22 protein-coding genes are annotated in these 25,259 nt (G+C 71.4%); 7 read left to right on the top strand and 15 right to left on the bottom strand.

Annotated features, from left to right (window positions below):
• Window positions 1–12: 12 nt before the first annotated feature.
• Both BM339_RS12350 and BM339_RS12345 read right to left on the bottom strand, forming a co-directional pair.
• Window positions 13–915 (bottom strand): M78 family metallopeptidase domain-containing protein, encoded by a 903-nt coding sequence (locus BM339_RS12350; RefSeq protein ID WP_143118377.1) that lies wholly within the window; start codon window positions 913–915, stop codon window positions 13–15.
• Between the two features lie 195 nt (window positions 916–1,110).
• Window positions 1,111–1,542: a hypothetical protein gene (locus BM339_RS12345; protein ID WP_075020888.1), complete on the bottom strand. Its 432-nt coding sequence runs from the start codon at window positions 1,540–1,542 to the stop codon at window positions 1,111–1,113.
• A 156-nt stretch (window positions 1,543–1,698) separates the two neighbouring features.
• On the opposite strand from BM339_RS12345, the gene BM339_RS12340 reads away from it, so the two are divergent.
• Window positions 1,699–3,318: a protein kinase domain-containing protein gene (locus tag BM339_RS12340; RefSeq protein WP_083597566.1), complete on the top strand. Its 1,620-nt coding sequence runs from the start codon at window positions 1,699–1,701 to the stop codon at window positions 3,316–3,318.
• Between the two features lie 39 nt (window positions 3,319–3,357).
• Here BM339_RS12340 and BM339_RS12335 read toward each other — a convergent pair whose 3' ends face one another.
• From BM339_RS12335 to BM339_RS49760, 12 genes are all read right to left on the bottom strand, one after another.
• A complete protein-coding gene (locus BM339_RS12335) occupies window positions 3,358–4,818 on the bottom strand; it encodes a hypothetical protein (RefSeq protein WP_143118376.1) in 1,461 nt (486 codons plus the stop codon).
• Between the two features lie 14 nt (window positions 4,819–4,832).
• On the bottom strand, window positions 4,833–6,227 hold the full coding sequence (locus tag BM339_RS12330) for an OmpA family protein (RefSeq protein WP_075020885.1): 1,395 nt from the start codon (window positions 6,225–6,227) through the stop codon (window positions 4,833–4,835).
• 292 nt (window positions 6,228–6,519) lie between these two features.
• Window positions 6,520–6,753: a hypothetical protein gene (locus BM339_RS12325; protein ID WP_021594676.1), complete on the bottom strand. Its 234-nt coding sequence runs from the start codon at window positions 6,751–6,753 to the stop codon at window positions 6,520–6,522.
• 171 nt (window positions 6,754–6,924) lie between these two features.
• Complete coding sequence (locus tag BM339_RS12320; protein WP_021594675.1) at window positions 6,925–7,641, bottom strand: response regulator; 717 nt, start codon at window positions 7,639–7,641, stop codon at window positions 6,925–6,927.
• 1 nt (window position 7,642) lies between these two features.
• A complete protein-coding gene (locus BM339_RS12315; RefSeq protein WP_177287679.1) occupies window positions 7,643–8,770 on the bottom strand; it encodes a sensor histidine kinase in 1,128 nt (375 codons plus the stop codon).
• A gap of 58 nt (window positions 8,771–8,828) precedes the next feature.
• Window positions 8,829–9,719: a type II secretion system F family protein gene (locus BM339_RS12310; RefSeq protein WP_021594673.1), complete on the bottom strand. Its 891-nt coding sequence runs from the start codon at window positions 9,717–9,719 to the stop codon at window positions 8,829–8,831.
• A 7-nt stretch (window positions 9,720–9,726) separates the two neighbouring features.
• Window positions 9,727–10,656 (bottom strand): type II secretion system F family protein, encoded by a 930-nt coding sequence (locus tag BM339_RS12305; protein ID WP_024934129.1) that lies wholly within the window; start codon window positions 10,654–10,656, stop codon window positions 9,727–9,729.
• Between the two features lie 34 nt (window positions 10,657–10,690).
• Complete coding sequence (locus BM339_RS12300) at window positions 10,691–12,052, bottom strand: TadA family conjugal transfer-associated ATPase (protein WP_021594671.1); 1,362 nt, start codon at window positions 12,050–12,052, stop codon at window positions 10,691–10,693.
• A 3-nt stretch (window positions 12,053–12,055) separates the two neighbouring features.
• Window positions 12,056–12,445 (bottom strand): TadE/TadG family type IV pilus assembly protein, encoded by a 390-nt coding sequence (locus BM339_RS12295; RefSeq protein WP_075020883.1) that lies wholly within the window; start codon window positions 12,443–12,445, stop codon window positions 12,056–12,058.
• Complete coding sequence (locus BM339_RS12290; protein WP_021594669.1) at window positions 12,442–14,022, bottom strand: CpaE/TadZ family protein; 1,581 nt, start codon at window positions 14,020–14,022, stop codon at window positions 12,442–12,444. The genes BM339_RS12295 and BM339_RS12290 overlap by 4 nt, the downstream gene beginning before the upstream one ends.
• A gap of 6 nt (window positions 14,023–14,028) precedes the next feature.
• Window positions 14,029–14,703, bottom strand: coding sequence for a Flp pilus assembly protein CpaB (gene cpaB / locus BM339_RS12285; protein ID WP_021594668.1), 675 nt, complete (start codon window positions 14,701–14,703; stop codon window positions 14,029–14,031).
• Between the two features lie 67 nt (window positions 14,704–14,770).
• Window positions 14,771–16,381 (bottom strand): hypothetical protein, encoded by a 1,611-nt coding sequence (locus BM339_RS49760; RefSeq protein ID WP_177287678.1) that lies wholly within the window; start codon window positions 16,379–16,381, stop codon window positions 14,771–14,773.
• A gap of 1,014 nt (window positions 16,382–17,395) precedes the next feature.
• On the opposite strand from BM339_RS49760, the gene BM339_RS51265 reads away from it, so the two are divergent.
• From BM339_RS51265 to BM339_RS12250, 5 genes are read left to right on the top strand one after another with little or no spacing between them, the layout of a single operon-like run.
• Window positions 17,396–17,680 carry a DUF4282 domain-containing protein gene (locus BM339_RS51265; RefSeq protein WP_052357981.1) on the top strand — a complete coding sequence of 95 codons (285 nt, stop codon included), beginning with the start codon at window positions 17,396–17,398 and terminating at the stop codon, window positions 17,678–17,680.
• Window positions 17,681–17,692: 12 nt separating this feature from the next.
• Window positions 17,693–20,047: a serine/threonine-protein kinase gene (locus BM339_RS12265; RefSeq protein WP_075020881.1), complete on the top strand. Its 2,355-nt coding sequence runs from the start codon at window positions 17,693–17,695 to the stop codon at window positions 20,045–20,047.
• Window positions 20,044–21,165: a transcriptional regulator gene (locus tag BM339_RS12260; RefSeq protein ID WP_024936698.1), complete on the top strand. Its 1,122-nt coding sequence runs from the start codon at window positions 20,044–20,046 to the stop codon at window positions 21,163–21,165. The genes BM339_RS12265 and BM339_RS12260 overlap by 4 nt, the downstream gene beginning before the upstream one ends.
• A gap of 36 nt (window positions 21,166–21,201) precedes the next feature.
• On the top strand, window positions 21,202–23,106 hold the full coding sequence (locus tag BM339_RS12255; RefSeq protein WP_024936699.1) for an AAA family ATPase: 1,905 nt from the start codon (window positions 21,202–21,204) through the stop codon (window positions 23,104–23,106).
• Window positions 23,103–23,888 carry a 4Fe-4S single cluster domain-containing protein gene (locus tag BM339_RS12250; RefSeq protein WP_256255314.1) on the top strand — a complete coding sequence of 262 codons (786 nt, stop codon included), beginning with the start codon at window positions 23,103–23,105 and terminating at the stop codon, window positions 23,886–23,888. The genes BM339_RS12255 and BM339_RS12250 overlap by 4 nt, the downstream gene beginning before the upstream one ends.
• Here BM339_RS12250 and BM339_RS49755 read toward each other — a convergent pair.
• A complete protein-coding gene (locus tag BM339_RS49755) occupies window positions 23,792–24,751 on the bottom strand; it encodes a hypothetical protein (RefSeq protein WP_161791065.1) in 960 nt (319 codons plus the stop codon). The two genes, BM339_RS12250 and BM339_RS49755, sit on opposite strands and share 97 nt — an antisense overlap.
• On the opposite strand from BM339_RS49755, the gene BM339_RS49750 reads away from it, so the two are divergent.
• A complete protein-coding gene (locus BM339_RS49750; RefSeq protein WP_161791066.1) occupies window positions 24,722–25,216 on the top strand; it encodes an FHA domain-containing protein in 495 nt (164 codons plus the stop codon). The genes BM339_RS49755 and BM339_RS49750 overlap by 30 nt on opposite strands.
• The last annotated feature ends 43 nt before the right edge of the window (window positions 25,217–25,259 follow it).

The raw sequence follows: 25,259 nt of genomic DNA, 5'->3' as shown, positions 1-25,259 counted from the left end.
GGACGGCGCCGCTCAGCAGAAGATCCACAGGAAGCAGTCGTGCGCGTCATCCCATGCCTTCCCATAGTTGTCGGCGTACTTGTTTCCGTCCACGGACGAGACGACTTCTCCATTCACGAACGCCTGCTTCACTCTCTCACGCCCTGCCTTCTCCCCGACCGCCTTCTCGCCGGCGGCGTCCAGCGGCGGTCGCTGCGCCTTCGCACGCGCCGCGTTCTCGCGCCTGACGGCGTCGTTGTACGCATCCTCGTACTCCTGCTGCAGCAAGGTGTCCGGTGAGTTCCCGCCGCGGTTCCTCTGGAGCTGCTGGTTGTTCTGGATCGCCTCGACCGTGCCCTCGGTCTCCTCGTCGATGGACTTGTCGATGAAGTCCTCGCGGCTGAGATCGTCGATGTCGGGATCGTCGCGGTGCTCGGCGTGGTTGACCTCGTGCACGAACGTGTTGGCCCGTTCTTCGGGGGTCTGGTTCGTGTCGACGTAGAAGACGTTGGCGTCACCGTCGTAGTAGGACCCGCCGCCCGCCCGGTAGACGACCCGCACACCGTGGTCCTTCACCCATTTCAGGGCGTCCCGGCCGAGCTGAGTCTCGTTCAGGACGGACTCGGTCTCGGTCTGCTCCTTGGACGGCTTCGGAGGCGGTGGCTGCGGGACGGGCGGGCCGGGGCTCGGGCTCGGCTCCGGGCCGGGGCCGTCGCCGTCCGCGGACGTCCGCTGCTGCGTGTCGGTGCACTGCGCCTGGAAGAGGTCGCAGATCGCGTTGCTGACATGCCCCTCGACCTTGGTGCTGACGAGCGTCCCCAGCACGCCCACCACGAGGGCGGCGACCACGATCAGGGCGCCGTATTCCAGGCTGCTCGCGCCCCGCTCCCGATCCGCACGGGAATTCGGCAACGCTCGTGAACGCTCGATCAACATGCCCCGAAATTAGGGCGGCGGCCGGAGTCCTCTCCAGAGTCTCAGGTCCCTTGCCGGTCCTAAAATCGGGCCACGTCAGTTTGGGTCCCTCACCCCGACATCCGGAAGAAAATGGGCACTCGGGACCAGGAGACAGGGTCCTACGACCCAACGCTCACTTCCTTGTCCCCGGGCGCGCATGCCGGTCCCCCGCGTTCAGCGGTTCTTCCGCCATGTGCCCCGTTCTCTGGTGGTGACGGTCTCCGCGGCCCAGCGCTGGGAAAGCGTCTTGGAGAGCGCCAGTCCGAGAACGACGCCGAGCGACGCCTCGATCAGATGCAGCACCACTCCGACCGCGGTGTCGGAGAACGGGATGCCGAGGGAGGCCGCCACGAAACTGCCGAGCACGGGAACGGGCAGCGCGGCGACGACCCTCCCGAGGCCGTTGGCCCACTCCCGCACGTAACTGCCGGCGGCGACGGCCATGAGAACGCAGAACAGCAGCCAGGGAAGATGGACCCGGAGAACCTGGGCGTACTCGTCCACGGGTTCGCCCTGGCCGGTCGTGGGAGCAAGCGCCTTCAGTGCGAGGAGGGCCATCACGGCGAGGAGACTCGCCGTGAACCAGGCGGAGAACACGGCACGCATGGCCCCGCACGGTAGGTAATACGGACGTGATTACCCAGGGTCTACAGACCTGGCCGGAACCGGTCCCGCCGCTCGGCACCGGACCCGGTCCTGGGCCTGGAGACCCATGTCCGGCGCTACTTGCCGCACTCTCCGGGCCTGGCTACCGTCAGCGCTATGCCTTCGGCGGACACTGACGAGACCGCGATGCCCGGCCGTTATGTCGGTCCTTACCGGCTGGGCCGCGAGCTGGGGAGAGGGGGAATGGGGACGGTCCATCTCGCCGAGGCCCCGGACGGCCGTCCGGTCGCCATCAAGATCATTAACCGGGAGATGACGGGCACCCCCGACTTCCGCGAACGTTTCCGGCGAGAAGTGACCGCGGCGCGCCAGGTCCGTCCGTTCTGCACGGCACCGGTCCTTGACGCGAACATGGACGGCGAGCCTTTCTACGTGGTCACGGAATACATTCAGGGCCCGACCCTGGAGCACGTGATCTCCACCTACGGCCCGCTGAGCGGTTCCGACCTGGAGGGGCTGGCCGCGGGCATCGCGACCGCGCTGTCCGCCATCCACGGCGCGGGCGTCGTCCACCGCGACCTCAAGCCCGAGAACATCCTGCTGTCACCGTTCGGGCCGCGGGTCATCGACTTCGGGATCGCGCGCAGGATCGGCACCGACCATCGCATCACGCGTGCCGGCCAGAGCATGGGCACCCCCGCGTTCATGGCGCCGGAAGGGCTGGTCGACGAGCCCATCACCGCCGCCGCGGACGTGTTCTCCTGGGGCAGCGTCGTGGCCTACGCGGGGACCGGGCAGCTCCCCTTCGCGGGCGAGAACGTCGGTGAGGTCCTCTACAAGACCGTGTACGGCGAACCTCGGATCGACGGGCTGAGCTCCCCTTTGCGGGAGCTCGTCCTCCGGGCCCTGGCCAAGGACCCGTCGGAGCGTCCCACGCCGGCGCAGCTGCTGCGGGAGCTGACGGGGCAGAGCGACACCGAGCGCGCGGCGCGGACGGTGGGGCTGGTGGGGACGACCATTCCCGAGATCGCCCCGAACGGCGGACCGCGCGTCCAGCCCACGAAGGACGGCTTCACACGGCGCCTGCCGGGCAGGTACCGGTCCCGCCTGCGCCTCGCCCTGGTCGCCGGGATCGGGGCGGTGGCCCTCGCCGCGGGCCTCGCCACCTTCCTGTGGCCGAACGGCGGCGGCGGGACGTCCGGCGACGCCTCCGTGCTCGCGGACGACTTCTCCGACCCGGGATCGGGCTGGGCGACCGGCCGCGGGAACGGCGAGTACGAGGAGTACCAGCAGGGCGCTTTCACGATCTCCCAGATCAGCCAGGGGTACCACCAGACCGTGCGGGCCCCGCTGGCCGGCCCGCCCGCGAACGTGAAGATCACCGTCACCGTGCGCGTCGAGTCGGCGAATCCGGCCGATGAGGCCGGGGTGTACTGCCGGAGCGACGGTCACCACCGCTACGACGTCCTGCTCGCGCAGAACGGGACCATGCGGATCAGGAAGGGGGACGAGCTGACCGGCACCGTGCTCGCGACGTCGTCCTCACCGGTCGGGACCGCCGGGTCGGGCGCACGCGTCACCGGTGTCTGCACCGACTCCGGCGCCGGTGTCGAGATCAAGGCGCTCGTCGACGGCCGGCAGGTGGCGGTCGCGACGGACAGGAACGCGCCCTTCCGCTCCGGCACGGCCGGCATCGTCGCCGGCCGTGAGGGACGCCTGCAGTACGAGCCGGCCACGAAGGCGACCTTCGACGATTTCCGCCTCGACCGAGCCTGATCCGGCCGGAGCCCGGGCCGGGCGGCGGTGGCTCGTCGGTCAGCGTCTGACGAGGACCGTCGCCTGACCGTCACGGTAGATCTGCCGCCATCCCGGGTCCGCGGCGATCGCCCCGGCCAACGGGGTGCCGGTCTCCCATATGACGACGTTCACTCGATACCGGTCGAGCATCCCTCGCCATTCCGGACCCCCTTCCCGGACCTTCATGTACTCCTTGGTGAACGCCACGGGATACATGTCGTAGCGGTCGTCCATGAAGACCTTCTGCCGGGGCCAGTATTCGTGGATCACATACGCGTTCCATGTGTGGGTCGTGAACAGCCGCTGCCCGAGCAGGCCGTTCTGCTCGACCACCCGCATGGCGCGGACCGGGTACTTCTCGAAGGAGAACGCCGGGCGCGAAAGCGTCGTGCCGGCGAACAACGCCACCGCCGCCACCACCAGCGCGATGATCCCCAGATCGGCGATGTGCCGCCGTTCCTCCCGTTCCGGGCGGGTGCCGAGCACGCGCGCGGCGACCGGAAGCCCGACCAGCGGCGCGAGCGCGATGTTGCGCAGCGCCCAGAGACCGAGCAGCAGGAACGGGACCGTCACCACCAGATCCCTTGTGGACGCCTTTCCTGGGCCCCTTGCCAGGACGATGACGAACACCGCGATCCAGAGGGCGAAAGCGGCCCCGAGCGTGGTCCGGAAGTCCGGCGACCCCCATTCCTGAACGTTCCGGAGAACCTCTCCCCTTGACACCAGGTCGACGGGGAAAAGGACCAGGCGGTAGCCGTAGGGATTGATGAAACAGGCCGCGAACGCGAGGGCCGACGCCTGGAGCAGGCGCCGCTCAGCGCCGCGCCACGGCGCCGCGCCCTCCAGCCATCGACCGATCAGATGCAGCGCGATATAGGTGAATCCGAGGGCGAAGGAGCCGTGGACGTTCGCCCAGAGGCACATCAGGACGGGAAGAAGGACCAGCGGCCGCCGCCCTATCGGGGAGTCCGGGACCTCGACGATCCAGATCAGCAGGACGAGCGCCAGGATGCCGAACACGAGCGGACGCTCGACCCAGAAGTGCAGCGACACCGCGAGCGCCGGCAGCACCAGCTGGGCGGTCCGCGCCCCGCCGCGCAGCCGGTCCGCGAGCCGGAAGGCCAGAAGGGCGATGGCCGCGTTGACGATGCAGTCCAGTATCAGGATCCACGAGGGCCCGGCCGTTTTGTCGATGGCCGCGTAGAGCGCCTCCACCAGCCAAGACTGGGCGATCCACGCGGTGCCCGGGACGGTGTAGGAATAGATGTCCCCGTGCGGCACACCGTGGGCGAGAATCCACTGTCCGGTCTGGAGGTGGGTCAGGAACGAGTTGTCGTCCAGCGGCTCCAGGCCGCTCATGAAACCCAGCGCCATCCAGATGACGGACGAACGCGTGCGTGCCGACGGCAACCGGACGCGCTGGTCGGATCGGATGCCGGAAGTGTCCCGCTCGTCCTTTTTCTCTTCCGCGACGGTCATGTCCATGTCCCCGGCTATCTGATGGTCAGACCCTTCACCGCGGCGTCGGCGGCGTCGGTGCCCTGGCCCCAGGGGACCTGCATTTCGAGGTTCGACGCGTTCGCGGGCGGCTCGTAGGCGTTGTAGAGGACGACGCTCTCCCCCGGGCCGAGGACCTTCTTCGCGTCCTCCCGGGCCACCTCACTGCAGATGCACGGACCGGCCTGCGTGCTCAGCGAGTTGTAGCGCACCTGGTTCGCGGCGTCGTACAGCATCACACCGCCGGTGGTGTCCGCCCGCGCCGGCTGCGGAGCGGATCCGTGGATGTTGGCCCGCTTCTCCAGCATGAGCCCGACATCCGGCGACCCCTGCCCGGTGTTGCGCAGCGTCCACACCAGGATCGTCAGCCCCGACGAGTCGCGGTGCAGGCTGTTGACCTCGACCTTGAGGCCGTTGGCCGCGGCCGACTTGAAGGTCGCCGAACCCAGCACCGCCGAGGAGCCGCGCTTGTAGGGCTCGCCGCTCACGGGCGGCGGCGCCGGCGCGGGCGGGCGCGCGAACAGCACGGTCACCCGCCGGTTCTTGCGGCGCCCCTCGTCGGTGTCGTTGGTCGCCACGGGCTGCTTCGAGCCGTGCCCGGCCGCCTTGTAGGTCACGCCCTGCCTGGTCACCAGGCTCTTGAGCCGGTCGGCGACGGCCTGCGCGCGGCGTTCGGAGAGCGGCTGGTTGATCGCGTCGTTCCCGGTGTTGTCGGCGTGCCCGTCGACCTGGACGGTCGCGCCCTTCGACGCGTCGATCTGCTTGGCGACCTGTTGCAGGAGCTGCTCGGCCCGCGGAGTCAGGTCGGCCTTGTTGACGGCGAACAGGACATCGGCCGACAGCCGCACCGACCTGTCGTTCGGGTCGTCGGCGACCGTCTGCTCGGTCCCCTCGGTGAGGCTTCGCAGGTTGAGGACCCTCGGCTTCTTCAGCTGGGCCTTGGCCGGGTCGATCTGCCCCTGCAGCGGCTGCACGGGATCACCGGTGATCGGCACGTCCTGGAAGGGCACCGACAGCGGGACCACGAGCGTGGCCTTCTGGAGGTTCGCGGGAGGCGACGGGAAGGTCGCGTAGACGTCCATGGCCGCACCGGGGCCGACCGGCTTCTGGAAGACGCCCGTGCAGACGCAGTTCTGCGACGAGGTGGTGGTGTGCAGGGGGTAGTAGATCTTGTCGCTCGCGGCGTCGACGAGCCCGATCCCGCTGGCGGCCAGCGGGTCGCCGAGGTCCGGGTCGAGGGAGTCGCCGAGCTCGTTGACGGCCCCCGACAGGTCGATCTTGTTCTTTCCGTCATTGACGATCTTGAATCGGGCGGTGACGGTGTTCGCCGCCGTCCGGCTCAGCGCCAGCAGGTCGACGTGCGCGGGGCCGTCCTTGTGAGCGAGCGGCATCGAGGCGATCGGCCGCAGTTCCCCGCCGGGCGTTCCCTTGCCCGCCGGCCCTGTCGATTTCTCGGAATCCGGCTTGTCGTCACCGGAACATCCCGAGAGAACAAGGGCGAAGGCGGCCGGAACCGCGACAAAACGAACGGCGCGCCGCCCCGCAGACATGCGATGATTCATGATTCCTCTCTAAAAAGCAGAAAACCGTCAACGCCCGATGGGGAGACCGCGGTTGCCGCGGTCTCCCCATCGGGCGTTGACGGATCGCTTCGAGCCGGTCCGGTCGTGACGTCGCCGGGGATCAGGTGGAGGCGCCGCCACCCGGGCTGAACAGGCTGGTGATCGCCTCGGTGATCTTGGTCCGGACCGTGGTGTTGATGGCGGTGTAGAGGATGCCGACGATCAGGGCCGCGACGATGATGAGGGCGCCGTACTCCAGCGCGCTCGCGCCCCGGTCGTGCCTCTCCTTGAGCTGCTCGACGCGGTCCTGAACGAAGGTCTGAAGAGTGACGAAGAGGGGGATCATCGGGTTCATCTGGTGCCTCCCGGCTGTTTCTGTCTCGCCCTGACACAGACAACAGTAGGGATTTCAGATAGCCTTCCCCAGGGCCCAGCGGCCCAATTGCGGCCGTCTCCCGGACCCAACCTCGACAGGGCCCCCAGACCCAGAAGAACGGATCCTTTCCGGCCGCCAAGGGCTCCGGCGTCATCCGTCCGCCTCTTCCGACGTGCCTATCCATTGTGCGATCGCGGCGGCGCGCGAGGTCACGCCGAGCTTGGCATAAATGCGGTTCACATGATTCTTGACGGTCTTCTCCGCCAGGAACAACTGCTGGGCGATCTGGCCGTTGGACCGGCCCCGGGCGATGAGCCGCATCACGTCGGCCTCACGCGCGGACAGCCCGAAGTCACCGGTGCCGCGCGCCAGCGGTGTGGGCCGCTCGCGCCGGTCCTGCTCCGCCGGCCGCTCCGGCCGGGGTTCGGGTGCGGGCTGGGGCGGCCGGAGGTCGGACTGCACCGCGCCGACCAGAGCCGAGACCGCCGACGGCGAGAGGGGGTTGGAGCCGTTGACCACGCCGTGCACGGCGGCGGCCAGCTCCTCGGGGGTGAACGAACCGTGCACCAGATACCCGACGGCGCCGTTGCTGATGGCCGCGCGGACGACCTTCGGGTCCTCGGTGTAGGTGAGCATGATGACGCGCGTCTTGCCGCTGATGACCTGCGCGGCGGCGACCCCGTCCATCAGGGGCATCTGGACGTCGAGCAGCACGAGATCGGGCTTCAGCCTGTCGACCAGCTCAATCGCGGTGCGTCCGTCGCCCGCCTCGCCGACGACCTCCGCACCGGACGCCTCCACCAGGGAGGCGAGGCCCGAGCGGACCACCACGTTGTCGTCGACGACCACGACGCGCGGAACCGTCATCTCAACCCACCTCCGCCAGCCGGCGCTCGCCGGTCAGGTCCACGGGAAGCCGGGCGGACACGGTCGTCCCCGTCCCCGGCTCCGACGAGATCGCCACCGTCCCGCCCACGCGCTGAGCGCGCTCGTGCAGGCCGATCAGGCCGTAGTGCCCGTCACGTGCCAGGTCCGTCAGCTGCTGGAGACGGAACCCGCTGCCGTCGTCGACGATGGTCAGCACGAGATCATCCTGTTCCTTGGTGAGTTCGACCCGCACTGAATCCGCCTTCGCGTGCCGCTCGACGTTGGTCAGCACCTCCCGGAGGATGGCGACCACCTCATGGCGCATACGCAGCTCGGGCTCGACGTCGAGGTCGAGATCGCAGGTCACGGCCACCCCCGCCGTCTCTCCCCAGCGGTTCGCGGTCTCCTTGAGCGCCTCGTGCAGGGAGCGGGTGACGGCGTCGTCGCGAAGCTCGGTGAGCAGTTCGCGCGCCTCGCGGGAGGCGACCGACGCGGCGAGCGCGATCTGCGACGCCTCCTCCGCGGCCCGCACCTGGTCCCTGGACATCCACAGCGGCAGGGTGGACGCGGCGAGCGCGATACCGCGCAGCGTCTTCGCCAGGGAGTCGTGCATCTCGCGGGCGAGCCTGGCCCGCTCCTCGGAGGCCGCCGCGAGGACCTGCGCCTGCCACAGTGCGGCCTCCTTGCTGGAGTAGTCGTCCAGCAGGCGCCGGAGCGCGACGCCGGCGAAGCCCGCCAGCGGGTAGTAGAGGGGCTGCCCCAGTAACGTCTGGAAGGTCACGGTCTCGATCTCGGTGGCCGTGAGGACGTAGGTCAGGTAGTAGACGAGGATCTGCAGGCCGGCGACGGCCAGCATGCCCTGCCATCGGTAGAGGAGCCCGGCGATGGTGGCCGTGGCGACGGTGGACAGGAAGTACGGACCCGCGATCCCGCCGACGCCGAGCACCGCGAACGACAGCAGCATGTCGAGGGTGTAGAGGGCCGGGTGCGCGGCGACGCGGGGAGCGACGATCCGCCATTTGCGCGCGGTGCCCCACGACACGAGCACCATGGTCATCATGAGCGCGAACACGCCGACCGTCAGCTGCTCGCGCGGCAGGAGCAGCATGCTCAACGCGGTGATCAGCATCCTGATCTCCATGAGCATCCGGAACGCCGACCCCACGCGTTCCGGGAAGACCCCGCCTCTACTGCCCGAAGAGCCCACTTGCACCCCCCATTCCGGACCCGATGAACAGTGCGCCGAGCACGACCAGCATGAGCGCGGGGAGCGTCATCGACATCGTGATGGCGGTGATCTTCGGCGTGGTGCGCTGCGCCTTGCGCTTGGCCCACTGGGCGGACTCGCGGCGCATGTCCGCGCCGATGTCCACGAGGGCCGTGCCGAGCGGCGCGCCGAGCTCCTCGGCCTGCAGAATCGCCGTGACGAACAGGTTCACCGCCTCGGAGCTGTTGCGGTTGCGCAGGTCCTCGAACGCCTCCCGCCGCGGGGTGCCGAGCTCCATCTGGCGCAGCGCGACCATGAACTCCTCCGCCAGCGGCCCCGGCATGCTCTCGGCCACGCGGGACAGCGCCAGCCGGAAGCTCAGCCCCGCGCTCACCGTCACCGCGAGCACGTCGAGGAAGTCGGGCATCGACCGCTGGATGTTGTCCTGCCGCGCGGCCCGCTTGCTGTAGAGGACGAGCTCGGTCTGCAGGCTTCCGAAGAAGGCGAGGATGCCGAACAGCGGCTGGCCGTTCACGATCAGCAGGAGGCCGAGCAGCCCGAACAGCACGGTGTAGCCCGCGGTCCGGCGGGAGTAGGTCTCCACCGTCATCCCGCCGGGACGGCCCGCCGCGTCGATCCGCTTGCGGATCTTCGGCCGCCACGGACCGAGCAGCTCCATCGTCATGCTCGTGAACGGCCGCCCGAGGCGGTCGGCGATGACGTCGAGGACGAACGTCTCGTTCTTGTCGGGCTTGCCGGCCACCGGCACCGCCGAGGTGGCGACGCGCTGGTCGGCGGTCAGCAGGGCGAGCCCGAGGATGCCCATGAGAACGCACAGGGCCGCGCCGCCCGCCATGGCATAGATGACCATGTCCACCTCACACGTCGATCCGGGTCATCCGGCTGATGATGACCAGGCTGGCGATGAACAGGCCGCCGGCGACGGCCAGGATGATCTGGCCCACGGGTTTGCCGCTCATGATCCGGAGCGAGTCGGGCATGATGACGTTGACCATGGCCAGGCCCGCGATCCCGAGCAGGCCGATCGCCCAGTTGGTGACGACCGCCTCGCCCATGATGGTCTTGACCTCGCGGCGGATCTCCTTGCGCTCCTCCAGCGTGGTGGCGATCGTCCGCAACGCGGTGACCAGCGATCCGCCGGCGCGGGCCGACACCAGCAGCGTGCTGATCAGCACGCCGAGCTCGCGGGACGGGAGCCGCTCGCCGAGGTCGTGGAGCGCCTCGTCGACCGACTGCCCGAGCCGCAGCGCGTCCGCGGTGCGGCGCAGCTCCTCTCCGGCCGGGTCCGCCAGCTCGTCCGCCGCGATCTCGATGGCGGTGCGCATGACGAGACCGGCGTGCGTGGCGTTGGACAGCACGCGCGCGAGCTCCGGGAGCTGGGCGATGAACTCCTCCTTGCGCCGCTCCTCCCGGCGCCGGACGTAGGACAGGAAGGCGAAGCCGACGCCGATCGCGGCGGCGATCCCGAAGAGCGGCGCCATCCACTTGCCGATGAGGAAGATCGCGAAGGCGCCGGTCGCGGACATCAGCAGCACGAACGTGGACACCCGGATCCGCATCCCGGACGCCGCCAGCCGCCGGGCGAGCGTCTTGCCCATCGCCGTGCGGCGGATGATCAGCTCCAGCCGTCCGAGCAGGCCGGTCACCTTCTCGTCGGTGACCATCGCGGACCGGGCCACCAGGCGGCTGCGCTGGCCCCAACCGATCACCAGGTCGCCGATCCCCCAGACCGCGAGGGCCAGCGTCAGTACCAGCAGCGCCAGGATCACGGGCAGTGGAAGGCTCACCGCGCACACTCCCTCGTCGGTTCGTCGATGCGGGTCATGGGCTCACCCGCGGTCCGCTGCCGTTCAGGCCGCCCCCGTGGACGTGACCGCCGCCGTTCCCGCGCTGCGCGAACATCGGCGGGACGCTCTCCCCGGCATGGAACATCCGGGTGAGCAGCGCCTCCGGCAGGGGAATCGGCTGGAACGTCCCGCGGACCACGCGGTCCGCTCCGATCGGCTCGGGCACGAAGCGCATCACGGGCTGCAGCTTGAACTGGTCGCGCCGGGCCGGGTCCACCACGGCGACCTCGGTGATCCGGCGCGACCCGTCCGGGCCGCGGCTGAGCTGGACCACGCAGTCGATCGCGCTGGCGATCTGGTCGCGGATCGCCTCGAACGGCAGCTTGACGTCGCTCATGCTGGCCAGGGTCTGCAGGCGGTGCACGGTGTCCTCGGTGGAGTTGGCGTGCACCGTCACCAGCGAGCCGTCGTGACCGGTGTTCATCGCCTGGAGCATGTCGAGCGTCTCGCCGCCGCGGACCTCACCGACGATGATGCGGTCGGGACGCATCCGCAGCGCGTTGCGGACCAGGTCGCGGATCGTGATCGCGCCCTTGCCCTCGATGTTGGGCGGGCGCGACTCCAGCGGGATGATGTGCTCCTGCTTGAGCTGGAGTTCCGCGGAGTCCTCGATGGTGATGATGCGCTCGTGGTCCGGGACGAACGCCGACAGCGCGTTCAGCATCGTCGTCTTCCCCGTGCCGGTACCGCCCGAGATGACCAGGTTGAGGCGGGCCCGGACGAAGGCGGACAGCAGCATGCCGGTGGCCGAGTCCATCGACTCCATGCCGACCAGTTCCTCGATCGAGTAGGCGCGCGGGAAGCGCCGGATCGTCAGGATCGGGCCGACCAGCGACAGCGGCGGGACGATGACGTTGACGCGCTCCCCGGTCGGCAGCCGCGCGTCCACCATGGGGCTCGACTCGTCGACCCGGCGGTTGACCTGCGCGACGATCCGGTCGATCGTCTGGTAGAGCTGCTCCTCGCTGGCGAAGCCGCCGTCCAGCCGGTGCACCCGGCCGGCCCGCTCCACGAAGATCGCGTCCGGGCCGTTCACCATGATCTCGGTGACGCTCGGGTCGGCGAGCAGCGGCTCCAGCACGCCGAGGCCGAGCGCCTCGTCCACCACCCGGCGGATCAGGTTGGCGCGCTCCCCGGCGGCGAGGACGGGGCCCTCACGGGTGACCAGCAGCCCGACGACCTTCTCCAGCCGGGCCCGGCGCTGCGCCATCGTGAGCCGCGCGAGCTCGTCGAGGTTGATCTCCTCCAGCAGGCGCTGCCGCCAGTGCTGGACGGTGTTCCTGCTCGTCCGGTCGTTGGCCGACCGGTCGTCTTCGAGACGATCCTTCAGTGCCATCTGCTATCCCAGCGGCATGGTGACGGTGCGGGTCACGGTGTAGTCGAGGGGGATGCCCTTCCAGATGATCGGAAGCTTGGCCTCCACGTGGCAGTAGACGGCGTCGCCGTCGGCCACCTTGGTCCTCCCGCCCTCGATCTTGTAGTCGTTCAGCCAGGCCGGCCGGACGCTGTTGGCGTACTGGACGCACAGGCCCGGCTCGTACCGCTGGCCGGCCTCCCGGGCCCCGGTGCGCGCGATGTTCTCCACGCGGGACACGGTGGTGAACGAGACGTACGCCTGGAACGCGAGGAAGATGACGAAGAACGCGAGGGGCACCGTGCCCGCGTACTCGAGCGCCACCGCGCCGGAGTCGCCCCGGCGCCGGAAGTCGTGCGCGGCCACGTGCGTCACCCCTCACCCTCGTCAACGATCTTGGTTCTGGTCTGGATGCCCCACGAGCTGCGGAGCCCGGGGATCAGGATCGGGGTGTCGATGGTGACCACCGCGTAGCCGTTCACGACGTTGATCGTGAGGTGGTCGCGGTCCTTCCAGTCGCCCCTGATGCGGCTGATCGCGCGGCGCCGCACCTCCTCCCGGTTGGCCCTCGCCTCCGGGGTGTCGCGCTTGTCGTAGCCGATCACGGCCACCGCCCGCGCGGCCTCGTTCGCCGCGTGGCTCGAGTAGGTGGAGGTGAGCCCGACCAGCACGACCTGCCACACCAGCAGGAACACCAGCATGATGAGCGGGAACAGCCCGGCGAACTCCACCGCGGCGGCGCCGCGGTCGCCCGACTTCTGCAGCGGCACCGGGTGGGCCGCGTCCGGCGCGGGGGCGGCGCCGAGCAGGCCGAGGTCCGCGGCGGCCTTGCCGATCGCCTTGCGGAAGTCGGAGTTCTTGACCGCGGCGGGCGACCCGGTGTTCGCGGCCTCCTCCAGCGCGCGGAAGCCCGCCGGCACCGTCACGCCGCGCAGCGGCGAGCCGACCATCTTCTTGGCCAGGTCGGGCTGGATCTCGTTGCGCCTGTCCTGCCGCGTCAGCAGGACGCTCAGCTCCTCCTCCTTGCGGATCGCGAGCCGCGCGAACATCCGCGCGAGCCGCCGGGCGGAGCGCAGCGCGGGCACGTCCGGCGTGGCGACGATGACCGCCTCGTCGGCGAGCTCCACCGCCATCGCGTTGGCGTCGGCGAGGTGCGTCCCGCCGTCCACGATCACGATGTCGTACCGGGACCGGACCACGGTGAGGATCTGGCGCACGGCCCGCGCGGAGATCTCCTCGGCGTCCTCGCCGTGCCCGGGCGCCAGCAGCAGGTGCGGGCCCGACGGGTGGACGAACAGCGCCTCGGCGACCACCGCGCCGTCCAGGTCGCCGGCGGCCGCCGCGAGGTCGGCGATGCTGTGCCGGTGCTGGACGTCCAGGTAGCCGGGGATGTCGCCGTTCTGCAGGTCCATGTCGACCAGGCAGACCTTCTGCCCCACGCTGCTCGCGGCGATGGCGAGATGGATCGCCAGGGTCGTCGTGCCGACGCCGCCCTTGGCGCCGCACAGCGTCACGAGCCGGGCCAGCCGGCCGCTCTGCCCCGCGACGTCGGCGCCGGTGAAGTGGCTGCGCATCGTGCGCGACCACTCCGCCGCCTGGTGGATGCGGCTCTGCAGCTCCGACAGCGTCGGCTCGTTGGAGATCACGCCGCGGGCGCCGGCGGCCATCGCCCCCGACAGGGTCTCCGCGGTCGCCTCGTCCGCGATCAGGATGACCGCGAGCTGCGGCTGCCGGACGACCAGGTCGCGGATGAGGTCCAGGGCCGGCAGCGGCCCGAGCCCCTGGTGCACGAGCACCACGTCGAGCTGCGGGACGGTCGCGACCGTGCTCGCGAGATGGTTGGACGACGCCTCGACCGCGATGATCTTGATGTCCGGAAGCTCGCGGAACTGGCCGGTGAGCGAGGCGGCGAGATCACGGTCCTCGACGCCGAGGAGGACTTGGATGGTCATGCGGCCTCACCTCGCCGGGACGGTTTCGCAGACCGGCGGGAGCTTGACGCCGTCGACGCCCGTCCCCGATCCGCCGATGAGGGCGAGCCTGATCTTCTCGGCGAAGCTCTCCTCACGGGTGAGCTTCAGGCTGTCCGCGGCGCTGAGCGCGAACGTGATCGGCACCTGGGACTCCGTCACCGAGCTGTTCTTGGCGTCCTTGACCTGCGTCTCCTGGCCGATCTGGATGACCCGGGCCGCCCTGACGATCCGCGCCGCGCAGGACTGCTGCGCGTTGCCCTTCTGCGCCTGGTAGGTGGCGTAGATGTCGACCGGCATCCCCTCGTGGACCTTGCCGGCCACGCCCGTCTCCGCGTCGATCATGATCGCGATTTCGCGCTGGCCGGGCTGCAGGGTCGGGCCCGGGACGATCATCCCGGTCTGCAGGAAGGACCCCGCCAGGAGGTCGGCCGCGGCGACCTTTCCCTCCAATTGGGACAGGTCGGTCACCATCGTGTTCGGCGACCATTTCTTCGGCACCTGGATGCGGTTGAGGTCGTCCGCGGTCACCGGGCTGAAGGCCGGGATGTTGCGCTTGAGCTGGAGCACGTCGGTCTTCACGCCGACCTCGGCCCGAACGGAGCCGACATATCCGATGATGCTGATGAACACGGCAACGGCGCCGAGCGCAGCCAAGATCATCAGCAGAACTCCACGTCGCTGGCGCGGGTTCATGGGACTCGCTTTCTCATCAGGGGGTCGGGAGGCTTTACCGGCGGGGCTGCGGCCGGAAGGCGACGGTGCCGGTGCGCCACTCGTCGTCGGGGGTCGGCATCCGCTCGGGCGGGGGGTCCGACGCCGCGGACCGTGGGGGCTGGGAGTCGTTCAGGAGCGTTTCGATGGACGTCGTGTGCTTGGATGGACGCGCCTCATCGTCGGCGGGTTCGGTCGTTTCCGTTTTTCCCGTGGGATTTTCCGTTCCGCCGGTCCGATGATCACCGGGCGCGGCGGCACTGCCCCATGAGCCGGGAGGCATCTGCACGCGCGTGCGGTCCGCCTCTTCGATGGTGTCCACGCCCGATTCGGGGGCGTCATGGCCCCTCGCGCCCAGGTGCGGACCGACCGGCGCCGCCAGGACGGGTTCCCTGCGGGCCGGTGCGGGCGAGTCTCCGGCGGCCTGAGCCGGGGAGGCCGCCCGCGGATCGCGGGGCTGGGACGACTGCGGCCGCGGAGGGTGCGGGCCCGGCGGCGGCGCCGGCTGCGGACGCCCCTGACGGTGCGGGACCTGCGGTCGCGTGGGCGGCGCCTCCACGTGGTCGGGCTGGACCGGAGACGGGGGCGTGGTCGGGGGCGTGTTCGGGGGCTGGGCGGCCGGCGGCTGGACCGGCTGGGGAGCCGGCGGCTGGACCGGCTGAGGGGCCGACTGCCGGAACGCCGGCGGCCGGGGCTGGGGTTGGGGTTGCACCGGTGGCCCGGGCTGGGGCTGGACCGGCGGCGGGGACTGCGACGGGGGCTGCGACGGCCCCTGCGACGGCCCCTGGGGGGCGGCCGGCGCGTGCGCCGTCTGCACCATGAAGCAGAAGGGGCACTCGGGCAGGGCGGTCGGTTCGCCGCACCAGCCGCACGGCGCGTACAGCGAACCGGCCAGCAGGCTCTGCAGTGCCTGCGGATGACCGCTGAACGCGACGAACTCGGTGTACTTCTTCGTGCCCCAGTACTCCGCGCTCAGCGGCTGGGGCGCGACGGCCGTCACCGAGGCCGCCCCGAGCGTCGGCCGCAGCCTGTTCTGCAGCCAGTCGAGGTCGCCGTTCACGTCGCCGTACAGCATCAGAACCGGGTCGGCGGGCCGGAACATCTGCTCCACCACGGGCTTGGCCGAGCTGATCCGGTGCACCGCCGCGTGCGGGGTCGTCGACACCGCGAAACCGGCGCCGGGCAGGTACGACGAGACGTGCGCCCCGAGACCGGTCTTGATGTGCTCCATCCGCGCCACGCTGTTCACCCACGCGCCCGCCTGCACGTTCTCGCAGAGCCGCTGGGCCAGGCTCGCGAGGACGCCCGGCCTGGCATAGGACGACGCGAACGCCAGCTGGTCGGCGATCAGCGACAGCGCGAGCGGCGGGACGTCCAGCGCCAGTCCGGCGATGCGGTCGGTGAGCATCGCCGATCGCGCCAGGCGGACCAGCCGCTGCGCGCCCGTCTTCTTCCAGGCCGGATAGAGCACCAGCACGGTGCCGCGCTGCCGGATGGCGTGCGCCATCTGGTCGATGAAGGCGGGCGGGCCTCCGTCGTCCGGTCCGCCCGTGCTCACCCGCTGGGCCACGGTGGCCTGCAGAATGCCCGTGCTGGGAAAGTCACCGACCAGCACCACCGCAGTCACGGGCGCCTCGGATGATCTTCGGGCTTCACCGGGGGGATCCCTTCCGTCCTGAACAGCGGACCAGCGACAGACGACCTATTCGCCCGATAACGAGTACGCTGACAATAGTCACCACAGTTGTCACCACTCAAGCGATTAGTCCTTCCGGCGGGGGTGACCCACATTCAGGCCGGGAGCATCGCATTGTTCGATGCCTCAGGCATTGCCCAGGTTCCCCTGAGCGGGTGACGAGTTCGAGGAATCTCAAGGCGGCCACCTTGACATGGGACGGTCGCGGGGTGCCACCCGCGCGACCCCGGCCGGGGGGCGACCTGCGGCGGCCCGGGTGCACCCGGACCCGAGTGGAGCGTGCCACTTCACATCCCGAGAGCACCGTCACCTGGCCATTCTCCCGAAGGTGCGGTAGCTGATCAACGACGGCCCGAAAGTCCACAGTCGGCCAGAGAATAGGTCCTAGGGCCCTGGACATGGGTCCCCCAATCCCTTCTCGTCAAGAATTAGTTGAAAATCGTTCGTCTTGTTGTGACCGGTGAGACGCATGGGAATTCCGGGACTCGGTGATGGCGAGTGCCGGGCCCTTGCCGGAGAGGGATTCCCGGTGTAGTGCCCAGGGGCCGCGGCCCACCGCCGCCGCGCGGCCCGGCCGGCGCGTCCGCCGGGTGACAAGGGCCTGTCCCGGCCGTCCATGACGCCGGGCGCGTGGCGTCCGTTCCGGCGTGGGAACGGGGGCAGGCTCTAGAGTCTTCCTGTAGGCGCCCCTAACTGGAGACGACGGCGATGACGCACCCTTCAGATCCCGGTCAGCCCTCGCGCCCGCCGGCGCCCGGAGGGCCGGGCGGCCCCTACGGCCCCCCGCCCGGGGCGCAGCCCTCCGGCCCCGGTCCCGGCCCTGGTCCGGGCCCCGGCCCCGTCCCGCGTCCGGCCGGCCCGGCGGACCCCGGAGGGCCCGCGGCGGGGCCCCAGTACCAGCAGCAGGGGTGGGCCCCTCCCCCACCGGGTCCGGAGCGCAAAGGGGTGCTGGGAGCGCTCTTCGACCTGAGCTTCGACCACATGGTCACCGTCAAGGTGGTCAAGATCATCTACCTGCTCTCGCTGGTCCCGTACACCATGCTGGCGCTGCTGCTGGCCGGGTACGGGCTGGACTGGCTGGACCAGGGCTCGGCGTTCGGCTACCTGCTCATCCTCACGGCCCCGTTCCTGTGGTTCTTCCTGCTGCTGGCGACCCGCATCGTCCTGGAGTTCGTCATCAACCAGTTCAAGATCAGCGAGTACCTGCGCGCCATCAAGGACAAGCGCTAGACGGGACGGCCAGTGGACCAGTACGGACCAGGCTCCGGCGGCACCCCGCCGCGGGACACGCACCGCGACGCCGGGACGACGCGGCGGGACGCGCGGGTGCCCGGCCCGCGGGGGGCGTCGGAGACCCGGCGGGAGGGGGCGGAGCCCGGCGACCCGCTGATCCGGCTCCCGGCCGTGCTCGGCGAGCGGTACGCGGTCGTCGCGGAGCTGCCCGTGCAGGGCGCCGAGTCGGACCTGCTGCTCGTGCGGGACGAGCAGGGCGCCGACTTCGTGGCGAAGATCTTCCGCCGCGGGTACCGCGCCGACCGGGAGGTGTGGGCGAAGCTGCCCGCGCTGGACTCGCCGCACGTCCTCCGCATCCTGGAGACGGGGCACGCGGACGGGCGCGACTACGAGGTCGCCGCCTACGCGCCGGACGGCAACCTGCGGACGCTCATGCAGGAGGGACCGCTTCCCGAGGGCACGGTCGGCGAGATCGCGGCGCAGCTCGCGGCCGGGCTGGCGGCGCTGCACCGGGCGGGGATCGTCCACCGGGACCTCAAGCCCGAGAACGTGCTGGTCCTGTCGGCCGAGCCGGTGCGGCTGGCGATCGCCGACTTCGGGCTGAGCAAGGTCCTCGACCAGAGCGTGGTGTTCGCGTCGTCGTCGCGGACGCTGGCCTACGCGGCCCCGGAGTCGCTGTCGGGCCAGGTGTCGCCGGCCCGCGACTGGTGGTCGCTCGGCATGATCGTCCGGGAGCTGGCGACCGGCCGGGCGCCGTTCCAGGGGTTGAGCGAGACCGTCGTGGTCGACCATCTGGCGACGCGTCCCGTCAGCGCGGACGAGGTCGCCGATCCGAGGCTGCGGCTGCTGTGCCAGGGGCTCCTGACCCGCGACCCGCGCAGGAGGTGGACGGGCCGGCAGGTCCAGGAGTGGCTGGACGGGGGGTCGCCCCAGGTCGCCGAGGAGAGCGTCCAGGCGGACACCGGCGACGGGCTCCCCTTCCGAGGACGGCGCTACTCCGACCGGGGCGAGCTGGCCCGCGCGCTCGTCGACGACTGGGACCACGCCGCGCAGTACTTCTTCGGGCGCGGCGAGTCGGGCGAGGCATGGCGGAGCCTGCGGGAGTGGCTCGCCGAGGTGCCGGACGACAGCCGCATCGGGCTCGTCGACGGCCACCTCATGACGACGCTGCCGCCCGACGTGAAGCTCCTGCACCTGGTGCGGTGGCTCGACCCCGCGCTGCCCCCGCACTTCCTCGGGCGGCGGATCACCGCCGCCGACCTGCCCGGCCTGGCGGCCCTGGCCGCGGATCCGCGGCATCCCGACCACCGCGCCGCCTGCCTCATCGGGCGGGCCCTGTGGGAGCACCACCTGCTGCACGTGCTGGCAGGATTCGCGGGCGGCGAGGATCTGCCCCGCGCCGACGACCAGTGGCGCGCCCACGTGCCGGCGTGGGACGACCTGGCCCGCTGGCTGCGCGACCAGGAGGCCACCCCGGCGGGCCTCGCGCGGCGGCTGCCGGACGCCGAGGCGGAGGAGCCGCCGGTCGTCCTGCTCACGCTGCTCGCCCTGGCGGCGCGCCCGGCGGAGACCCACCGGCTGATCGCCGAGGGCGCGGAGCGGGCGCGGGCGTCGGTCTCCGGGCGGGTCCCGTGGTTCGCCTGGATGGCGGACGGGGCCGGCGACGACCCGCTGCGGCTGCTCGCGGTGACGCGCGCCGCGCCCGAGGCCGTCATGGAGAGCGAGTCCCAGGCCCGCGAGCGGCTCGCCGCCGAGCAGCGCGACGAGGCGCTGCGCGGCCAGTGGGCCGACCGGGAACGGCGGCGGCTCGCCGGACGCAACGCGGCCGTGGCCAAGGCCGTCCTGCTGACCCTGCCGTTCCTCCTTCTCTGGCTCGTGGGGAGCTGGGTCGTCGGTTCCCTGTTCGGCGGTGGAGGCGACGACAGCGGGACGACGTCGGTCGGCCTGCACACCTCGTCCTCCGGGCTCTCCTTCGGCGTCCTCGCCGTTCTCTCCGTGCTCGCCTGGGGGGTGCAGTGCGGCAGCGAGGTGATGGTCGCGCGCACGCAGGGCGCGGACTACCTTCCCGAGGGGCCGTGGGCGATGCTCTCCGGCATCCTCGGCGCGGGCGGGCGCGGGCTGTCCAAGGCGTCCCAGACGATGTCGGGCGCGGCGCAGCGCACCGGGCGGCGCGGCTGCGGGTTCCTGCTCATCGCCGGGGTCGTTCCGCTGCTGCTCGTCCTTCTCCTCATCGCGGCGGTGACGTCGATCGCGAGCCCGCTGTGGGTGCTCGCCCTCGTCATCGCCTCCGCCGCACACGCCGTCGCGGCGGGGGTGCGGCTGCACCAGTGGCGGCGGGCACGGACGAACGGAGGGGCCCCTTGAGCAGCGGGATCGACGCGGACATCGCCCTGGACGCGGCGGTCGTGCTCAGCCTCGGCATGAACCGCGTCCTCGGCCACGGCGCCGGGCTGGCCGGGCGCGGCGCGGAGGCGCTGGCCGCGCTCGCCGCCGGGCGGGCCGAGGCGCGCGCGGCCGCCCTCGCCGAGGTGGAGACGCACGAGCGGGCGCTGCGGGAGGCCGTGGAGCGCAACGCGCGCATCGCCGCGCTGGCCGGGACCCGCGCGAAGATCGGCGCGGACGTCGCGGTGCCGGACGCGCTCGACCTGGCCGACCGGTCCCCCGAGGAGCTGACGGCCTGGTGCGCCGCCACCGACCCCGTCCTGGACGAGGCCGAGCGGCGCCTGTCCGAGCATCTCGCCGCGCAGGTCGGCACGCAGATCTTCGAGGTCCCCGCGGAGGGCCTCCAGACCGGCACCGGACGGGACGCGCCCCCGCCACCGCGGGAGGACGTCCGGGAACACCTCGAACGGATCATGGCGCGGCTGCTGCCCGACGCCGGGGAGGCCGAGCGGCGGGCCGTGGTCGAGGCGGCGCGGCTGCTGGCCGGGATCGGGACGCCGGAGGAGGCGGAGGACGTCCTGCAGGAGGTGCGGCTGCGGATCCAGGCCGCGAACGACCGCGTCCGGGAGCGCCGGGACGAGGAACGGCGGCGGGCGGCCGAGCGGGACGCCGCCGAGCAGGCCGAGGCCGAGCGCCGGTACGTGCTCGGATCGATCACCGCCGCGTTCGAGGACATGGGGTACGAGGTGCAGGCCGGGTTCGAGACGCTGACGGCCGAGGACGGCACCGTGACGCTGACGAAGGGCGCCTGGCCGGACCACAGCGTGCGGATGCGCGTCGACGACGCGCACGTCCGGGCGTCGATGGTGCGCGAGCGCCCCGCCGAGAGCGAGGACGACCGGCGGCTGGACGTCGAGCGGGAGCGGGAGTGGTGCGAGGCGTTCGAGGCCGCGCGGGCGCGCCTGGCGGACGCGGGGATCCGCTCGGACGTCGCCTGGCGGCTGGACCCGGGCGTGCGTGAGCTGCCGGTTTCGGAGGGGGCACGGCAGACTAGGGGCCGTACCGGCCAACGCGAACGCTCCCGCGAGCGTCACAAGTGAGATGCAGGGGTGCCGGCAGGTGGGAGTAGAGCGGGCATGAGCATTGATTCGCCGACCCTGGGGGGGCGGTTGCAGGGTTGGCCGCCGTTCATCCGCGAGCTGGACGCGACCCTGTCGGTGCACTCGCAGTACGTGCTGTCCGGGAACCTGTACGACAGCTTCCTGGCGCCGCCGACGGAGGGCGGCGGCCCGGCGCGGCTGCTGCCGCTGCGCGGGCTGCTGTGGGAGACGCTGCGGTCCAGCGGCGCGTCCTGCATGGTCGTGTACGACCCGGTGGACGGCGTGCAGGTCTACCCGGAGGGGTCGGACGAGGCGGCGCAGGCGGCCGAGACGCTGATCGGCAAGATCAAGGCGGACGAGAAGCCGTCGCTGGAGGGGCTGACCCGGCACCTGGCCGCGGTCGCCCGTCCCAAGGAGAACGTGCGCGCCGCGTTCGTGATCGACTCGGCGTCCCGGATCGCCCGCACCCCGACGGACCTGGAGCCGGCCGAGCGCGACTTCTTCCGGTTCGCCGCGAAGCTGTCGCGCACCGCCCGTCCCGTCCGGGTGACGGGGCCCCGGCCGAAGCCGCTCTACAACCCGATCATCTGGCTGGTGGAGCGGCCGGGCGACCTGCCGCCGTGGCTGACGGCCGACAACGACACCATCCGCGAGATCACGATCCCGCGGCCGCACCTCGGCGACCGGCAGGAGACGGCGCGGCTGCTGGCCCGCGCGTTCGGGATCAGCGACGTCGGGTCCGACGAGGTGGCGGCGGCGGCGTGCGACGCGTTCGCCGAGCAGGCCGACGGGCTCACCCTGCAGTCGATGATCGAGGTGACCCGGCTGGCGAAGGAGCGCAACGTCGACCTCGCCGACCTGCCCGACGCGGTCCGCACCTACAAGCTCGGCGTCCTCGACAACCCGTGGAGCCGCGGCCATCTGCGGCGCCGGGTGCTGGAGGGGGAGAAGCGCGTCCCCGAGCGGGTGATCGGGCAGCCGCAGGCGGTCACCAAGACCCTCGACATCCTCAAGCGGGCGGTGCTCGGGCTGTCGGGGGCGCAGGCGACCCGGTCCGGCAGCCGCCCGCGCGGCGTGCTGTTCTTCGCCGGCCCGACCGGGACCGGCAAGACGGAGCTGGCCAAGGCGATCACCGAGCTGGTGTTCGGGGACGAGTCGGCCTACCTGCGCTTCGACATGAGCGAGTTCTCCGGCGAGGGCTCCGGCGACCGGCTGATCGGGTCGCCGCCCGGGTACGTGGGCCACGAGGCGGGCGGCGAGCTGACCAACGCCGTCCGCGAGGACCCGTTCCGGGTGATCCTCTTCGACGAGATCGAGAAGGCGCACCCGCGGATCCTGGACAAGTTCCTGCAGATCCTGGAGGACGGCCGGCTCACCGACGGGCGCGGCAACACCGTGCACTTCTCCGAGTCGATCCTGATCTTCACCTCGAACCTCGGGATGTTCGTGCCGGGCCGGGACCTCACCACCCGCGACGGGTCCGGGTACACGCCGCCGGACCGTGTGCAGAACATCACACCCGGGATGGCCTACGACGAGGTCGAGCAGCGGATCAAGGGCGCCGTCGCCGACCACTTCACCGAGGTGCTGAACCGGCCGGAGCTGCTCAACCGGTTCGGCGACAACATCGTGGTGTTCGACTTCATCTCCGGCGAGGCCGCGCACAAGATCTTCGACCTCCAGTTCGCGAACATCTGCCGGCGGGTCACCGACGAGCACCGGCTCCTCCTCGCGGTGAAGGGGGACGCCCTGCAGACGCTCCGCGCGTGGTGCACCGAGGAGCTGGACAAGGGCGGGCGCGGCATCGGCATGGCGCTGGAGTCGCACTTCGTCAACCCGCTGGCGCGCGCGCTGTTCGACCGGGAGCTCGTCCCGGACGAGAAGATCACGGTGACCGGGATCCGGCGCGAGGGCAGCATCGTCCATCTGGACCTCCAGTGAGCCCGGAACGCGCGGGACGGGCGGGCGGCGTCGGCGGCGCGGGGGGCGGGGCGGCCGGGGCGGGCGCCGGAGAGACGCTGCTGCTCGCCAAGGCGCACTATCCGGTGACCACACTCGGCCCCGGCACCCGGGCGGGCATCTGGACGCAGGGCTGCACGCTGCACTGCCACGGCTGCCTGTCGCGTGACACCTGGGAGGCCGACCCGGGTAGGGCCGTGCCGGTCGAGGCGGTTCTAGGATGGCTCGCGTCCCTGCCGGAACCGGTCGACGGGGTGACCATCTCGGGCGGTGAGCCGTTCCAGCAGCCGGCCGCACTGGCCGCCCTGCTGCGCGGTATCCGCACGTGGCAGGACACCCGCGGCCGTGAGACGATTGCGTTGGACATATTGGTTTACAGCGGATATGTCTACTCTCGGCTCTCGCGCACCACCGAGATGCGCGAGATCCTGGGCATGTGTGACGCCGTGATCACCGGGCCGTACGTCGACCGGCTCAACCCGGGGGGGCGACACTCCGGGGAGGGCTCTCTACTCTGGAGGGGGTCGGCCAACCAGCGCGTCGTGCCGCTGTCCCCGCTGGGACGCGAACGGTACGAAGCGGTGGCCGGCGTCGGGAACACTGGAGAAGGAAGAGGGCCCCGAGTACAGGTGTCCGTGGACGAAGGGCCGGAGGGAAGGCGGGTGTACTACATCGGGATCCCGCGAAGAGGGGACATGGAGCACCTCACGTCGAGGCTCGACCGCGCCGGGGTGCGCTCGGGGGATGTGTCATGGCGACCTTGAACTGTCCGGTCTGTGACGAACCGTTCCAGCCGGGCGATCTGCTCTGCATGAGCTGCGGGGCCAACCTCGCGCGCGCCGGTGGCGGCGCGCCCCAGCCGGGTCCGGGCGGGTACGACCAGCAACGGGTCCCCCCGCCGCCGGGTCCGCAGCAGGGCCAGCCGTACGGCGCCCCGCAGCACGGGCAGCCGCAGCACGGCCAGCCCCAGTACGGGCAGCCTCAGCAGGCCGACCCGTACCAGCAGCAGCCTCAGCAGCCATCCGCGCAGCAGCCGGACCCGTGGGGCCCGCCGCAGCAGCAACAGCAGCAGCAGCAACCGGACGCCTGGGGGCCGCCCATGCCCCAGCAGCAGCCCGCCGAGCAGCAGGGGCAGGGCCAGTACGGACAGCCTCAGTACGGCGGGCAGCCTCAGTACGGCGGGCAGCCCGAGCAGGGGCAGGGGCAGTACGGACAGGGCCAGCCCGGTCCGGGCCAGCACGGAGGGCCGCCCCAGCCGCAGCAGCCGCAGGACCCGTGGGGCATGCCGCAGCAGCAACAGCAGCAGCCCCAGGACCAGTGGGGCGCTCCGCAACAGCAGCAGCCTCCGGCTCCCGACCCCTACCAGCAGCAGCCGCAGCAGGACCAGTACGGGCAACCGCCCCAGCAGGACCAGTACGGCCAGCCGCCCCAGCAGGACCAGTACGGGCAACCGCAGCAGCAGGACCAGTTCGGGCAGCCACCGCAGCCGCAGTACGGCCAGCCGCAGGAGCAGTACGGCGTCCCGCAGCCCGGTCCCAACGACCAGTTCGGCGGCCCGCAGCAGCAGCCGCAGTACGGCCAGCCGCCCCAGCCTCAGATGGGGGGCCAGCCGCCGCTGCCGCCGCACGGCCGTGAGGCGACGCTGCTGCCGCACGAGCAGAACCAGCAGCGCCCGCCCGCGCCCGACAGCACGGCGTTCATGTGCCCGTACTGCGAGGCCGTGCTGAGCAACCCCGGCGCCGCGCAGTGCGACTCGTGCCTGCGTCCGCTGCCGCAGAAGGGCACGCCGGTCCTGCGCGTCCAGTTCCCCACGGGCGAGCTCAAGGTCTCCGTCGGCCAGCACCTGGTGCTCGGCCGGGACGCGGGCCAGTCGCCGGTGGCCGCCACGTTCACGCAGTACGACAACGTGTCGCGGCGCCACTCGACGGTGTGGCTCGACCCGTCCGGGACGGCCTGGGTCCGGGACGAGGGCTCCACCAACGGGACGTTCGTCAACGGCGAGCGCCTCCCCCGCGGCGTGGAGGCCCCGCTCCGCGACGGCGACCAGCTCCGCCTGGCCGCCGACGTCACCGGGACCGTCCAGCTCAACTGACGGCCCACCACGGCGAACGGCGGCCCCGGGGATCATCCGATCC

The sequence above is a fragment of the Actinomadura madurae genome (assembly GCF_900115095.1).
GTDB lineage: Bacteria > Actinomycetota > Actinomycetes > Streptosporangiales > Streptosporangiaceae > Spirillospora > Spirillospora madurae.
The sequence above is the reverse complement of the archived record's forward strand: the minus strand, read 5'-3'. Positions and strand labels throughout refer to the sequence as shown.

What these genes read in the sequence shown, in the direction of transcription:
- BM339_RS12290 (WP_021594669.1), bottom strand. Translation starts at nt 14,022, where the DNA reads ATGACCATCCAAGTCCTCCTCGGCGTCGAGGACCGTGATCTCGCCGCC.
- BM339_RS12310 (WP_021594673.1), bottom strand. Translation starts at nt 9,719, where the DNA reads ATGGTCATCTATGCCATGGCGGGCGGCGCGGCCCTGTGCGTTCTCATG.
- cpaB (WP_021594668.1), bottom strand. Translation starts at nt 14,703, where the DNA reads ATGATCTTGGCTGCGCTCGGCGCCGTTGCCGTGTTCATCAGCATCATC.
- BM339_RS12335 (WP_143118376.1), bottom strand. Translation starts at nt 4,818, where the DNA reads ATGACCGTCGCGGAAGAGAAAAAGGACGAGCGGGACACTTCCGGCATC.
- BM339_RS12255 (WP_024936699.1), top strand. Translation starts at nt 21,202, where the DNA reads ATGAGCATTGATTCGCCGACCCTGGGGGGGCGGTTGCAGGGTTGGCCG.
- BM339_RS49750 (WP_161791066.1), top strand. Translation starts at nt 24,722, where the DNA reads ATGGGGGGCCAGCCGCCGCTGCCGCCGCACGGCCGTGAGGCGACGCTG.
- BM339_RS12340 (WP_083597566.1), top strand. Translation starts at nt 1,699, where the DNA reads ATGCCTTCGGCGGACACTGACGAGACCGCGATGCCCGGCCGTTATGTC.
- BM339_RS12300 (WP_021594671.1), bottom strand. Translation starts at nt 12,052, where the DNA reads ATGGCACTGAAGGATCGTCTCGAAGACGACCGGTCGGCCAACGACCGG.
- BM339_RS12330 (WP_075020885.1), bottom strand. Translation starts at nt 6,227, where the DNA reads ATGCCGCTCGCTCACAAGGACGGCCCCGCGCACGTCGACCTGCTGGCG.
- BM339_RS12325 (WP_021594676.1), bottom strand. Translation starts at nt 6,753, where the DNA reads ATGAACCCGATGATCCCCCTCTTCGTCACTCTTCAGACCTTCGTTCAG.
- BM339_RS12315 (WP_177287679.1), bottom strand. Translation starts at nt 8,770, where the DNA reads ATGCTGATCACCGCGTTGAGCATGCTGCTCCTGCCGCGCGAGCAGCTG.
- BM339_RS12320 (WP_021594675.1), bottom strand. Translation starts at nt 7,641, where the DNA reads ATGACGGTTCCGCGCGTCGTGGTCGTCGACGACAACGTGGTGGTCCGC.
- BM339_RS12350 (WP_143118377.1), bottom strand. Translation starts at nt 915, where the DNA reads ATGTTGATCGAGCGTTCACGAGCGTTGCCGAATTCCCGTGCGGATCGG.
- BM339_RS12345 (WP_075020888.1), bottom strand. Translation starts at nt 1,542, where the DNA reads ATGCGTGCCGTGTTCTCCGCCTGGTTCACGGCGAGTCTCCTCGCCGTG.